This is a genomic window from Spongorhabdus nitratireducens (genome assembly GCA_947387575.1).
GTDB lineage: Bacteria > Pseudomonadota > Gammaproteobacteria > Pseudomonadales > Endozoicomonadaceae > CANDOC01.
Window position 1 is genome coordinate 206616 of record CANDOC010000001.1, and the last position, 14877, is coordinate 221492.

Sequence of the window (14877 nt, forward strand, 5' to 3'; positions counted from 1 at the left end):
ATGAGATCAGCTACTTCTGACATAGCCAGAAAGGGCATGCGGTATTTCATGCCCTTTTAGCAGTCTGCGCTGTTACCACCAGATTTCGCCCTGGACACCATAGGTCCAGCCACTGGTTTCCTTGTCGAAAGGTGCGCCGCCAATTTTACCTTTGGATTCCTTATTCCACTTGGCGTAAGTAGCGAACAGTCGAATTTGCGGGCGAGCCCAGTAATTGCGTCCTGCTGACCATTGCTGCGCCAGAGTGACTTTGGTCAGTTTGGAGTCCGCAAAGGTTTTGGGTTTTCCGTCTGTCGCTGTCTCAGTGATAATACTGTCCTTGACCATATCGTAACCGACATCAAGCGCCGTACTCATATAGTTATTCCAGAAATAGACGGGCCGCATTCCGGCTGTAATCCAAGTCTGATCTTTCTTGCCGGTTTTCTTGATATAGCCCAGTTTGCTCCAGCCAACAACATAGTTGAGTTCAACGTTTTCACCGAGTGCTACAACACCGGTATCCATCACCCGGGTTAATTTATCGGTTTCCAGCGCATCAAGGCTGGCATAGCCCAAACCACTGGTGCCGAATCCCCATGCACTGCCGGCATCCTTGGCATGTTGCAAAATCAACTGGTTGAAACCACCCAGGAAGTCACTCTGGGTGTGGATCAATGAGAATAAAAAGCCATCGTCTTCCAGGTCCTTTTTCTTGTAGTTTTTCTGTTCAACCTTCGGGTTTGCTATTTTGCTGCTTTGCTTGACGCCATAGGTATTGATCCAGCTGTCCTTGATGCCGTCACTCACATTGCCTGTACCCCACTGCAGTGCCGCTGTGAGCTTGCCATTCTGATTGAGCTCGATATCTTCAAGGCGCAGATCAATCACATCATACGAAATATCCCTTTCTTTGGGATCTTTAAGCTCAGCAGCGTCTGATGCAGTGCTGTAGTACTTGTAGGTTTGTGTATTACGCATCCAGGCGGCACTGAATCTTGCTCCACCCAGATCAATATTCTCAATACCTGCACCTGGCCCCTGCATGGTGAGGTAATAATAATCGATCATATGAATATCATGGCGTTTGTAGTATCGCTTGCCAGCCCAGATGGAGGCTTCAGGTGCAAAACCAAAGACACCGGTACCCCGCATGTAAAATTCCCTCAGGGCGGGTTTGGTTGCTTCCCAGTCAGTAGCCTGGTCGACAGAGTAGGCCACCAGGCTTTTGAATTCCCAGCTTGCGGTTCCGTCATTGAAGGCTTCGCCGCCAAGTCCAAGTTCAACAAAGGTCTCTGTTTCATTCCCCAGCCGGTATTTGGTTGGAGCGCCAACAGCCTTGAACGCCTGTTGCTTTCCGCCCTCATTACTGTTGCCTATGCCGGAACGTGCATAACCGGTGAACTTCAGGTCTTCGCCGGTTATTGTTGCCATCGACGTTGTCGAGGCTGAGGCCAGCAGGAGAGTGCTGCAGAGGTAGCAGAGCGGTTTGGGGATAAACGGCTTGCGAGACATACTATCCACCTTGTGTATAAAGTGCTGTATTAACAGCGGGGCTACGCCTGAGGCCGGTTGTTATTGATTCCCGGACATGGCAGGAATCTGCCTGGCTTCAGACGATACAGGTCATTGCACTCAGGCTATTGCAATTAATAGCTTTCAGGCCTGCCGGGTCAGGGTCAGGTTTCTGAAGAAAGCCCGGTTGGCATCATCCGAGAAAATAGCACTGAGTGTCAGCTGTTGTTTACGGCGCCAGTTGGGGTATTCATCACTGGTGCCGGGCACATTGACCGGTTCGGTTAGTTGCTGGATATCTTCCAGTTGTACCGTAATAATGGTCGATGCAGTTTTGGCTAGGTAATAATGGATTTTTTCCATTAAATCGCGGCTATATCCCATGGTGCTGATGTCGTCGGGGTCCATGCCCCACGGGCATTCACCGATCTGTTGCAGGGTTTTAAGCAGCGCAATCTTGTCTTCGTGACGGGCATTTTTTTCCTGCTGCGTTTTCTGGGCATCGTATATCCCCAGCTGCTGTCGCAAATCCAGGTCATCACAGTTCCACCAGGCTTTAAGGGTTGGGATATCGTGATTGGATACGCAGGTCAGGGCGCGAGCCTTGAAGTCGTCGGGATGGAAGAAATGGTCTTCATCCCGGGAAAACAGCACCACTTCATTGGAGTAACACAATGCCGGTGGTAACCGCTGTTCTATCTCGTCAGGTACGGTACCCAGATCCTCTCCAAAAACGAGACACTCACGGCGCAGGCTTTCCAGCTTGAGGATGCCCAGCAGATCGTCCAGAGGGTAGGTGACGTATACTCCCTGGTCGGCAGTAGCTCCTGCCGGACACCACCAGAGCCGGAACAGCCCCATGACATGATCAATCCTCAGTGCGCCACAGGAGGACATGTTGGACTGAACCGTTTCGATAAAAGCAGCATACTTCAGATGCTTTAATTCTGCCGGATGCAGTGGCGGTAATCCCCAGTTCTGGCCTTGTGGTGCCACCGGGTCAGGAGGCGCACCGACACAGGCATTGAGACAATAGCCATCCGGCTGGCACCAGACATCAGCACCGCCACGGTCAACACCTACCGCTAGGTCACGATAGATACCCAGTCGCATACCGGCATCCAGTGCTGCCTGCTGAACTTCAGCCAATTGGCTTTCGGCCAGCCACTGCAGATACATAAAGTATCGAATGCGCCCCTTGTATTTTCGCTGAAAACTTTTGACTTTAGCGGTATCAAACTGCTGATAGTCATCCGGCCAGCAGGGCCAGCCCCAACTGTTGATATCGTCTTCGCGGAAAAACTCATACAGCGCGTCATAAGTAGCGGCAGCATCCAGTGCGATGCCTCGCTTCCGGCGGTATTTATCAAACTCTTTATAAACCGGGGTTTTTTCTTTGGCGTGGTGGTTTTCGAAGTAACTGTAAAGCGCTTCCAATACCGGAAACTTCAACGCTGCAACCGCTTCATAATCAACCAGTCCGGTTTCCCGGGCATCTTTGAGGTGCTGCTGAAATGTGCTGTCGTTTACAAGGGCGTTGACGGCGTCCAGAGAACCATAATCCGGTACCCGGGTGACATCGATATACAGCGGATTAATAAAGTTTTTACTTGAAGGGCTGTAGGGGCTGCAATGCTGAGGGTTGGATGGATACAGTGAGTGAATCGGGTTCAGGCCAATAACATCGGCCCCTTGCTCTCCCAGCTGTTTTGCAAGGTATTTCAAGTCGGAGAAGTCACCGATACCCCAGTTGGTTTCAGACCTCAGGGTATACAGCTGAATACTGCAGCCCCAGATCTTTTCGGCACGAGCCTTGTCGTCAGGTTTAAGATAGTCCGGTTCATGGCAAGTGGACGGAGTAACAATCAGGTAGCAGTCGGCTTCAAGATTACGGTTTCGCAGTGATAATTTGTGGTAACCCAGCGGCAGGTCTTCCGGCATTTCCAGTGACAACCTGAGCATATTTTTCTTTTTTATCACCCTGCGCTCCAGAACCGATAATTCGGATACCTTGACACTGATACCGGCTGATTTTTTGCTTTCCAGCACCAGTTCTCCCCGGAAAGTGTTGTTCAACCGGGTTTCAGGAATACAGACGGGGATTTCGAATGGTTTGCCCTGGTGTACGACACAGACAGGGGGCAACAGGTGCGACCAGTCGCGTAGCAGGCTTTGTTCAATCGCCCGTTCCAGTTTCTTTTCAGTACCGATATCGAAGCCCAGCGCTTCGATAATGGGGATCTTGGTGGACTCTGCGATATGTACCAGTTGTCCGGCCGCATCGATGTAATCTGCTGCAATACCGTTCAGAGAGGCCAGTTGATTGATCAGATCTTGGTTTGACATAACAGGCTCCGTAACGGTGATTCGGCTGTAAAGTGTTCCGCACTAGCTCTGACAAGTGTTCAGTTCTGGCTTGTGGGTACGGGAAAAAGCAAGTCCCTCGGCACTGAACAGATGACACTGTTTGGGTGGGAGGTGGATACCAAGTTTGTCATTTTCGTTTTGCAGGCCGGATCCTGTGACCCGGACAATCAGATACTCTCGAACAGAATCATGATCAAGATAGATAAATGACTCTGATCCCAGTCTTTCAAGGGTAGACACTGTTGCGATAACAGTGTTGTCTTTTTCGGTCTGATCCTGTTTTTTATCCGGCAATAACAACACATGCTCAGGCCGGATACCGATAATGACCTGGCTGCCACAGGCGGAGCTGGAGGTATTGGCGGCAACCTTTAGAGTTTCTCCACTGGTTAACTTGATCGTTGACCATTCTTCACCCGGTTGTTGCAGCTCTGCGTTAAGGAAGTTCATTTTGGGTGAACCGATAAAGCCTGCAACAAACAGGTTGGCTGGATGATGGTACAGCTCCAGAGGCCCTCCGACCTGTTCCAGATTGGTTTTGGCACCGGGTTGCAGCGGACTTAATACCACAATGCGGTTTGCCAGGGTCATGGCCTCAACCTGATCATGTGTTACGTATATTGATGTCGTTTTCAGGCGTCGATGCAGCTGTGAAAGTTCCTGTCGCATCTGTACCCGCAGCGCGACATCGAGGTTGGAAAGCGGTTCATCAAACAGAAAAACTCTTGGCTCCTGTACGATGGATCGACCAATAGCTACCCGTTGTCGCTGGCCACCGGACATGGCTTTGGGTTTGCGCTCCAGCAAAGGTTCAAGCTGCAACATACGGGCTGCTTCGTCTACCCGCTGTTTAATGATCGACTTGTCAGCCCTGGCCAGCTTAAGGCCGAATGCCATGTTCTCGGCCACGGTCATATGGGGATAGAGTGCATAGGACTGAAACACCATACCGACCTGTCGTTCATGGGGCGGATGGTCATTGATCAGTTCGCCATCAATATGCATTTCGCCAGTGGTAATATCTTCCAGCCCGCAGATCATACGCAGCAGGGTGGACTTGCCACAGCCGGAGGGGCCAATAAAGGCAACAAACTCACCGTTGTGTATTTCAAGGTTCACATCCTTGATGATCCAGGTTTTACCCTGGTCATAGCTTTTGGAAATACCGTTGAGTTTTACTTCAGCCATGCAGTATTACCTGTACCTTGATGTTTATCCCTTGACGCCTCCGGAGGTCAGGCCTCCGACAATCCAGCGCTGACAGGCGAGAAAAATAATGGTGATGGGTAACCCGGAAAGAATGGCGGCAGCGGCAAAGTCGCCCCAGAGATAGTTTTGCGGGTTGAGATACTGCTGAGATCCCACGGCCAGAGTCAGCTTGTCCATACTGTGTAGTAGAATGGAGGCCACCGGGTATTCTCCGATCGATGCGATAAAAGCCAGAATAAAAACGACTGCAAGAATGGGGACTGACAGCGGCAGCAAGACATAGCGGAATGCCTGCCAGGGGGTTGCACCATCAATGGCGGCGGCTTCTTCCAGTGAATTATCAATGGTTTCAAAATAACCCTTGATCAGCCAGATATGCAAGGCAATACCGCCAATATAGGCAATGGTTACCGAGCCCAGGCTGTTGATGCCCAGCCAGGGAATGTAATCCCCGATCTTGTCGAACAGGGTATAGATCGCTACCAGTGCCAGTACTGCCGGAAACATCTGCAGTATCATCATGGCGGTCAGCATATGCTCCCTGAATTTGAACCGCAGCCGGGCAAAGGCATAGGCACCGGTGGTTGAAAGCATCAGTACCAGAATGGAACTGAAAAAGGCGACCTTGATTGAATTCCATAACCACAGCAGTACGGGGAAAAAAGGTTCAGTGACAGAACCGTCCGGATTTTCCCAGGGAATACCAAAAGCCAGGTACCAGTGCTCCAGCGACGGATTTTCGGGAATCAGCGAGCCGGTAGCAAAATTCCCACTGCGGAACGAGACCGAGATAATCATCAGGAACGGAAACAGAATCAACGCCAGAAACAGCCACAGCGCAATCCGGGCATACCAGACCCGATATTTGAGATTGCGGGGTTGAACCATAGCCATCGTCGTTCTTCTCCCGAGTAAGCGTGCTGTCTAGCCTTCCTGCATGCGTCGTGTTACCCGCATATTGAGCCAGGCAATCAGGCCGACAATCAGGAAAATCAGCGTGGCAATGGCAGATGCCAGCCCGTAATCCTGACCGTAAGACTCAAAGGCGATGCGGAAGGTATAGCTGACCAGCAAGTCTGTTGCACCGGCTGGAGTGGTCGCTCCCAATAGATCCGGGCCACCACCGGTAAGCAGGGCAATCAGCACCAGATTATTGAAGTTGAAAGCAAAGCTGGCGATCAGTAGCGGTGTCAGCGGTTTGATTATGAGAGGAATGGTGATCCGGGTAAGGTTCTGCCAGGGGGTTGCGCCGTCAATCGCCGAAGCTTCATAGAGATCGTCCGGAATGGCTTTCAGCAAGCCAATAGCGAGGATCATCATATAGGGGTAGCCCAGCCAGGTATTAACAATCAGCACCATACTTTTGGCCAGAGTCTCATCGCTGAACCATTCGGGGGCTATGCCGAACAACAGCTCCAACAGCATATTGATTTCACCAAAGTTCTGGTTAAACAGGCCCCGGAAAATCAGAATCGAGATAAAGGCGGGTACAGCATAGGGCAGAATCAGCAGCATTCGATACAGTCCGTTTCCCTTCAGCGGTTCCCACTGGATCAGGCATGCCAGTAACAATCCAATGATTAGAGTGAAAACTACGGACAAAGCCGAAAAAATTACGGTCCAGACAAATATCTTGAAAAAAGGCCCCTGGATGCCCGGGTTGGAAAAGATCTCATTAAAATTTTTCCAGCCGGTATACACCGAAAAACCAGGCCCAACTTCATTGGTGCCATCGGTATAAAATCCGGAGTTCATATCCGGGTAGAGCGTCTCTCCGGTACGGGTATCCGTCAGAATCAGCGGATTATCTGTTTGGGCTTCGTAGATCTTGCTGAGGGGGCCAAACTTTCTTAATCCGGCCAGCACCAGACCAGTGCCGTCCGGCATTATAATGGTCAGTTGTTTTAACGAACTTCTTTGCTTGATGATTTCCCGCATTGATAGTGGGGTGCCGGTTGTTCCTGCACTGTCCGGTTTCAGCGGCGCAGCCTGAATCGATACCGGTTCGAACAGCTCACCAAAAGACAGCGTTTCAAACTGGTTGCCGTCGTTGTCTTCCAGTACCAGATGATATCCACCACCTTCCTGGTACAAGCGGAATCCCCAGGAGCCGTCGCCAGAGCTGTAAGTCTTGGCCAGATGGATTTCCCTGACCCGTTCCAGTGACAGCAGATTATTGGAACCATAGTTGGTAAAGGCAATATTGATCGTATAGAGCAGGGGGAAAACGATAAAGGTAAAAACGCCGAGCAATCCGGGGAATACATAGCGGTAACAATAGCCCCGCTGACTGATGAAAACCCAGCTACCACAGGCCATCAGAAACAGGGTCAGCAAGGCAAAGGCTATTTCTCCCTGGGCATACATCAGGGTAATGCCATACAGCAGTACGATATCAATCAGGCCAACCAGTATGATGGCAAGCCAGCTTTTTCCGTTCTGATCAGACTTTGCTGATTGGCTGCAAGTTTCGTCACCCATGGCTATACCCGCTTGAGTATCCTGCTTGCAGTTCAGTTCACAATACGTTTGGCCGCATCATCCAGTGCGGCTGATACACCCTGTCTACCGCTGGTGATATTGCGCAGGGCGGATTCCATTGCTGCCCAGAACTTGCCCATTTCAGGCACGTTGGGCATAACCAGCCCCTGCTGGACATTCTGGTATGTGGCGGCAATCCGGGGATCTTCCTTCAACTGTTCCATAAAGGCCTTGTTGGCCACGGCCCCCAGCGGAACATCGTCGTTCATGGTCTTGAGGCCATCCAGTGTCAGCAGATAGTTTTCCAGAAATTCTCGGGCAATATCCTTGTTCTTGCTGGCATTATTGAGTGTTGCTCCCCAGACCCCGACAAATGCCCGCGCGGGTTCCCCGTTAATAGATGGCAGCGGGGCGACGGCATAGGGCACCTTGCTTTCTTTCAGGTTATCCCAGGCCCATGGCCCGGTAATCATCATGGCGGATTCCTGGTTGTTAAAGGCGGACTCCATCACGCCATAATCCACGCCCCGGGGCATGACGTCTTTCTCTATCAGGCTGACCAGCATCTGGGCGCCTTCTTTGGCTCCGTCATTGTTGACCCCGGTATTTTTCACGTCATATCCGGAGGGTGTGTCCTTGAACACATAGCCACCACGAGCAGCGAGCAGTGGCATGGTGAAATAGGGCTGTACCTGATCCCACATGATGGTGGTAATACCCTTTTTGAGTTTCTCATCATCGGTGGGGGGATACATCTCCGCCAGTTTTTTGCTGAGGGGGAACATTTCTTCAAAAGTTTTGGGCGGTTCGGGCAGAATCTTGGTGTTGTAAATCAAGCTGATGGCTTCCAATGAAACCGGATAACCATAAATCTTGCCGTTATAAGTCATCGCCTGCCAGCCAATATCATCGATACCGGCTTTAAATTTTGCGCCAGGGTCTACCGCCGCAATCAAACCGCTTTTTGCCCACTCGCCGTAGCGGTCGTGAGCCCAGAACAGAATGTCAGGTCCGCCGCCGGAGGCAGCCGCTTGCTGAAACTTGTCAGTAATTCCTTCCGGAATCTCAACCTTGACCAGAATACCCAGTTCTTTGGTAAAGCGTTCGCCGACTGCTCGAATACCATCATAGGCTTTGTCGCCACCCACCCAGATCAGTAGCGGGGATTCTTCTACGGCGATCACGAATCCGCTACCCAATGCGCACAAGCTTAGGGTCAGAGCGCGAAACAGCTTGGCAATCATTGATCGACTCCTGAAAACGGCAGGTGTTGGCTGGTCATCGGATGCAGTCGAAATGTGTCGGATTCGACATAAATACGACAATGAACGTCCTTCGCAAAGGCTGTCCGGCTGCATTGCATAAAGCGATATGTCGTCTATAAGAAAGTAGATAGTTTCCGGATTTGCAAGATTTAATATCGAGTTGTGTTGGCGTATGACGGCTGTTCCGGTCGGGTATGCTGACTTATCGGAGATTGCCGATTATGCCGCTAGAAAACAGCCTGCAAAGTACGGATCTGGATGCAGTCCAGTCATTGTCTGCCCGGCAGGTCAAAGATCATATCCGCTACCATCTGGAGCAGTCCGTCGGTATTGATGCGGATGAGGCTGAGATCAAGGACTACTGGTTTGCCATTGGCTTGTTTCTGCGGGATATCAACCTCGGGCGGGTCAGGAAAACCCGGCGCCAGGAAAGAGAATCGGAGTCCCGGCGAGTCTATTATCTGTCACTGGAATTTCTGATAGGCCGGCTTTTCGGTGATCACCTGCATAATCTGGGGGTCTACAACCAGACTCGCAAGGCTCTGGAGGATATGGGACTCGAACTTGAGCAGGTACTCGAGTATGAGCCTGATCCGGCGCTAGGCAATGGTGGTCTTGGACGACTTGCTGCCTGCTATATGGATTCCATGACAACGGTTGGTGTGGCCGCATTTGGTTATGGCATCAACTACCGTTTTGGTCTGTTCAAGCAGAGTTTTGCGGGCGGCAAGCAGGTGGAGAGTCCTGACAGTTGGCGCGAAAATGGCTTTCCCTGGGGACGTGAGCGCTACAAACGGAAGCAGAAAATTCAACTCTATGGCCGGGTTGAAGAGCAGGATGGCCAGTCCCGCTGGGTTGATACCACTGAAATTATGGGGATTCCCTGGGATATTCCTGTCTCCGGTTATGGTACTGACCGGGTCAATACCTTGAGACTTTGGGAAGGCCGGGCTGAAGGTGGTTTTGATCTGAACAGTTTTGAAAAAGGCCATTATAACGATTCGCGCAGCAATGAAATCCGTGCTGAAAACCTGAGTCAGGTGTTGTATCCCAATGATAACCATCCTGAAGGTCAGGAGCTCAGACTGATTCAGCAGTACTTCTTTGTCGCCTGTTCGCTGGCAGACTTGATGCGACGTTATCGCCGTGAGTATGTGGAGGAAGGGCAAACCGGCGTTGCTGCTTTCAGTGGTCTGGGAGACAGGGTTGTAATTCAGCTCAACGATACCCATCCGGCACTGGCTGTACCGGAGATGATGCGGATATTAATGGATGACGAAGGTATTTCGTTTGCTGATGCGCTGGATATCTGTCGTCGGGTCTTCTGTTATACCAACCATACCCTGCTGCCGGAAGCACTGGAAAAGTGGCCGCAGAATCTGATTGCCCGGGTATTGCCCCGTCATCTGCAGCTGATTCATCTGATCAATCATCACTTTCTGCACAAGGAAGTCGAAGCCAAATGGCCCGGCGACAATATGATGAAACGCCGGCTCTCCATTATTGAAGAACCGCCGACATCCTGGGAGCAACCACGGGTGCGGATGGCATTTCTGGCGACCATTGGCAGCAGCCGTGTGAATGGCGTAGCAGCCTTGCATACCGAGCTGATCAAACGGGATCTGTTCCCGGCCTTTGATATGTTGTGGCCGGAGAAGATTGTTAATGTTACCAATGGCGTAACACCACGTCGCTGGTTGGCCAATTGCAATCCGGGACTGGCCGAGCTGCTTGATGAAGCTGTTCAGGGTGACTGGCGCAGGGATCTGGCTTTGCTGACCAATCTACAGTCGCATGCGACAGACAGTGAGTTCCAGCAACGGTATGCCGCAGTCAAAAAACAGAATAAACAACGACTGGCGAAGGTTATCGAGCAAGAGTGTGGCGTCCGGGTGAATACTGACGCTATTTTTGATGTTCAGATCAAGCGTCTGCATGAGTACAAACGACAGCATATGAACCTGCTGCATATTATGGCGCTGTACCGTCGGTTGCTTGAAAACCCGGAACTGGACGTACCGCCCCGGGTATTTATCTTTGGGGCCAAGGCCGCCCCGGGTTACCAGCTGGCCAAGACCATTATTCATGCCATTAACTGTGTCAGTGAACGGATTAACAGTGATCGCCGTATCAAAGACAAGCTGAAGGTTGTCTTTATTCCCAATTACAGGGTCAGTCTGGCCGAAAAAATCATTCCGGCAGCGGATGTGTCGGAACAGATTTCTCTGGCGGGACTGGAAGCTTCCGGTACCGGTAATATGAAATTCGCCATGAATGGTGCCCTGACTGTTGGCACTATGGACGGCGCTAATGTGGAAATGGCAGAAGAAGCCGGCGAAGAGAATATGTTTATCTTCGGTATGCGAGTGGATGAAGTTCAGGCATTGCGGCAGCGGGGTTATGATCCTGGCAGTATCTACCATCAGAATCCTGAACTGAAAGCAGTGCTGGACTGGATGGCATCCGGTGATCTGTGTCCGGAAGAGCCTGAAGCTTTCCGGCCGCTGGTGAATACGCTCAAGGATTCCGATTATTTTATGGCGCTGGCTGACTTTCAGGCCTATAGCGATGCCCATAACCGGATTGTCGAAACCTGGCGCCAGCCGCAGCAGTGGTGGAAGATGGCGATTATAAATACCGCGACCATGGGCAAGTTTTCTTCTGATCGCTCAATACGTGACTATGGTCGTGCGATCTGGAATATATTCTAGATTCTGTTGATATATGATCTTCTGACCAGCTTCAGACCACAGGGGAATAGGCGATGCAGTCTTACACGGCACTGGTAGGTGATATCGGGGGAACCAATGCCCGCTTTGCTCTGGTGGAAGAGGGCAGTCTGGAACTGCGCAGTATCGAGGCTCTGTCTGGCCGGGAATATCCGGATCTGGAAGCTGCGGTCAAGGTTTATCTTGAACGGCAAGGGATTGTCTCGATTCATACGGCCTGTCTTGCCGTGGCTGGTCCGATTATCAACGGTCGGGTCAGTTTCACCAATAGCCCCTGGACCATTGAGCAATCTCACTTTCAGCAAACCTTTGAGCTTGAAGCATTTGAGCTGTTGAATGATTTTGCTGCACAGGCATTGTCTGTGCCTTATCTAAAGCCTGATGAACTGTTAAGCGTTGGCCCGGAGTTAACCGGCGATACTCATGCAGTGAGGCTGGTTATAGGCCCTGGAACTGGATTGGGAGTTTGCTCGCTGGTGGAGACGGCTTGTGGCTGGCGAGCGCTGCCCGGTGAAGGCGGCAATGCGGATTTTGCGCCGATAGATGATATCGATATTGAAGTCCTGCGATTTGCCCGCCAGAAGATCGAGGGTAATGTCGGCTGGGAGCGGCTGTTATCAGGTTCCGGTCTGGAGTTGTTGTATCAGGCGCACAGTTATCTCGAAAACACGTTTCGTACCCGCTCGGCGCCGGATATAACGCGCAAGGCTCTGGAAGATCGGCAGTCCCTGAGTTTCAGAGTTGTTGAACACTTCTGTCGTTTACTCGGTCATTGTGCCGGCAATGCAGCACTGACCACGGGTGCCAGAGGTGGAGTATATATTGCTGGTGGCATTATTCCGCGAATCAGGGATATTTTTGTACAGGGCGCTTTTCGCCAGGCCTTTGAACAGAGGGACAAGATGCTCCACTTCATGGAAGGTATTCCGACTTCACTGATGCTGGCGGAGTTTCCTGGTCTTACAGGTGCGGCAGCCTGGCTAAAAATGAATGCCGAAAGCAGTTAAACCGAATTCAATCCATGCTCTATTGCAATCTTTCTTCTGGTTGAACCTTAGCCTTAAGGCACAGGGTTATATCCAATATGGCCGTTATCAATCCCGAAATGACGCAGCTGCAAAGTGATCTCCTGCGAAGCTGCTGTGCCAGACCATTCAGTATTCTGGGTATACAACCAGATCCAAAACGCGACACTAGCTATATCAGGGTATGGCTCCCGATTGCAGACGAGCTGTTGCTTGCTGACGAAGCGTCTGGTCTGCCATTGGCGGATTTAAAACCGGTTGATGGTGCCGCCGGCCTGTTTGAGTGTGAACTCGCATCCAAAGAAATACCGGCTGTCTATCGGGTGCAGGGAACATCACAGAATGGCAGCGAAATCAGCCTGATAGATTCCTACCAGTTTGGCCGTTATTGCCTGCAGGAATCCGGTGTTGATGTTTATCGGTTGCATCGCCATATGGGGGCGCATCCCGCTACTCATCAGTGGACGGATCAGTGTGGCAATGAAGCTGAAATTACGGGTGTCCTGTTTCGGGTCTATGCGCCTCACGCCCGCAGTGTCAGCCTGATTGGATCATTCAATCAATGGGATGGTCGGTTGTTACCGATGGCCAGTGCCGATGATGGCGTGTGGCGTCTTTTTGTTCCGGGTGTTGTTACAGGTGATCAGTACAAATATGAAATAAGGGGACAGTCCGGGGAGTTACTGCCGAACAAGGCAGATCCTTTTGGTTTCTTTGCCGAGCAGGCGCCGGGGAATGCCTCGATTGTTTACGATCATGGAAACTATCACTGGAATGATCACGAGTGGAAGCGGGATCAGGGCAGGGATACCGCTGTTTCCATTTATGAAGTGCATGCCGGCTCCTGGAAAAAGAAACCGGGCGATGAAAGTAAGGAATGCCTCTGCTATAGCGAACTCGCGGATCAACTGATTCCTTATGTCAAAGAGATGGGTTTCACCCATATTGAATTCCTGCCGCTCTCGGAACATCCCTTTACCGGTTCGTGGGGCTATCAGCCGGTAGGGTTGTTTGCCCCGACCAGCCGGTTTGGTAATCCGGATGATTTCAAAGCCTTTGTTGATTGCTGTCATCAGCAGGGTATCAGTGTGATTCTGGATTGGGTGCCAGCCCATTTTCCGGAAGATCCGCATGGGTTGGGGCGATTTGATGGCACGGCACTATACGAATATGAAGACCCTCGCCGGGGCTGGCATCCAGACTGGAAAACCCTGATATACGATTATGGCAAGCCGTTTGTGCGTCACTTTCTGGTCAGTAATGCACTGTACTGGCTGGAAGAGTTTCATATTGACGGTTTGCGTGTTGATGCTGTGGCCTCAATGTTATATCTCGATTACTCGCGCCAGCATGGGGAATGGGAGCCTAATGTTCATGGTGGTAATGAGCATCTGGAAGCGATCAGTTTTCTTAAAGAGCTGAATGAAACTGTGTTCAGTGCGGTGCCCGGCTGCATGATGATTGCTGAAGAATCGACCAGCTGGCCCGGCGTTTCCCGCCCGACCTATGGCAATGGTCTGGGTTTCAGCCATAAATGGAATATGGGCTGGATGCACGACTCGCTGGAGTATATGAAACAGGATCCGGTGCATCGCCAGTATCACCATGGCCAGATGACGTTCAGCATGGCTTACCACTACAGCGAGAATTTTATTCTTCCGTTGTCGCATGATGAGGTGGTGCACGGCAAGGGAACCTTGCTAACCCGAATGCCGGGCGATGAATGGCAGCAATATGCCAACCTTCGTGCCTACTATGGTTTTATGTTTGCCCACCCTGGCAAGAAAATGCTGTTTATGGGAGCCGAGCTGGGAACCAACCGGGAATGGAATCATGATACCGAACTCGATTGGCCGCTGCTGGAACAGCCTTTCCCGGCCGGTGTCAGCAAGCTGATACAGGATCTTAACCGGGTTTACCGTCAATATGCCGGGTTCTGGGCTGGTGATTACAACCCTTCAGGCTTCCAGTGGCTGATCGGTGATGATGCTGAGCGCAGCGTATTTGCTTTCTGCCGGCAGGGAATTAATGAAGCTCATAACGAGTGCGTGATACTGGCGATCAGTAATATGACCCCGATGATTCGTTATGACTATCGCGTCGGCGTTCCCAAAGCCGGCCGCTGGCTGGAAGTATTGAATACGGACAGTGAGCTGTACGGTGGCAGTAATGTCGGGAATGCCGGCGAGATTACCGCGATGCTTGAAGCCAGCCATAACCAGCTGCATGGTCAGCCTGCCTCTTTGACTTTAACCCTGCCGCCGTTGGCAACACTCTATCTGGTTTTCTGTAATAGCTGATTCGGTT

The 14877-nt window shown here is 51.3% G+C and carries 9 protein-coding genes; 3 read left to right on the top strand and 6 right to left on the bottom strand.

The genetic code is table 11. The features are described from left to right. Positions 1-72 precede the first annotated feature (72 nt). From lamB to malE, 6 genes are all read right to left on the bottom strand, one after another. On the bottom strand, positions 73-1494 hold the full coding sequence (gene lamB / locus ACYZZ0_RS00930; RefSeq protein ID WP_461534688.1) for a maltoporin LamB: 1422 nt from the start codon (positions 1492-1494) through the stop codon (positions 73-75). A 144-nt stretch (positions 1495-1638) separates the two neighbouring features. Continuing rightward, complete coding sequence (gene malQ, locus ACYZZ0_RS00935; RefSeq protein ID WP_461534689.1) at positions 1639-3840, bottom strand: 4-alpha-glucanotransferase; 2202 nt, start codon at positions 3838-3840, stop codon at positions 1639-1641. Positions 3841-3882: 42 nt separating this feature from the next. Beyond that, entirely contained in the window at positions 3883-5049 is a 1167-nt protein-coding gene (locus ACYZZ0_RS00940; RefSeq protein WP_461534690.1) for an ABC transporter ATP-binding protein, read from the bottom strand. Between the two features lie 24 nt (positions 5050-5073). Then, positions 5074-5964, bottom strand: a complete 891-nt coding sequence (gene malG, locus ACYZZ0_RS00945) for a maltose ABC transporter permease MalG (protein WP_461534691.1) — start codon at positions 5962-5964, stop codon at positions 5074-5076. Positions 5965-5994: 30 nt separating this feature from the next. Further along, positions 5995-7551: a maltose ABC transporter permease MalF gene (gene malF / locus ACYZZ0_RS00950; protein ID WP_461534692.1), complete on the bottom strand. Its 1557-nt coding sequence runs from the start codon at positions 7549-7551 to the stop codon at positions 5995-5997. 32 nt (positions 7552-7583) lie between these two features. After that, positions 7584-8795 (bottom strand): maltose/maltodextrin ABC transporter substrate-binding protein MalE, encoded by a 1212-nt coding sequence (malE, locus tag ACYZZ0_RS00955; RefSeq protein WP_461534693.1) that lies wholly within the window; start codon positions 8793-8795, stop codon positions 7584-7586. 242 nt (positions 8796-9037) lie between these two features. On the opposite strand from malE, the gene ACYZZ0_RS00960 reads away from it, so the two are divergent. The 3 genes from ACYZZ0_RS00960 to glgB all read left to right on the top strand — a co-directional run bounded on the left by ACYZZ0_RS00960 (position 9038) and on the right by glgB (position 14870). Then, positions 9038-11527, top strand: coding sequence for a glycogen/starch/alpha-glucan phosphorylase (locus ACYZZ0_RS00960; protein ID WP_461534694.1), 2490 nt, complete (start codon positions 9038-9040; stop codon positions 11525-11527). Positions 11528-11580: 53 nt separating this feature from the next. Further along, positions 11581-12552 (top strand): glucokinase, encoded by a 972-nt coding sequence (gene glk, locus ACYZZ0_RS00965; RefSeq protein ID WP_461534695.1) that lies wholly within the window; start codon positions 11581-11583, stop codon positions 12550-12552. A 77-nt stretch (positions 12553-12629) separates the two neighbouring features. Continuing rightward, complete coding sequence (gene glgB / locus ACYZZ0_RS00970; protein WP_461534696.1) at positions 12630-14870, top strand: 1,4-alpha-glucan branching protein GlgB; 2241 nt, start codon at positions 12630-12632, stop codon at positions 14868-14870. The last annotated feature ends 7 nt before the right edge of the window (positions 14871-14877 follow it).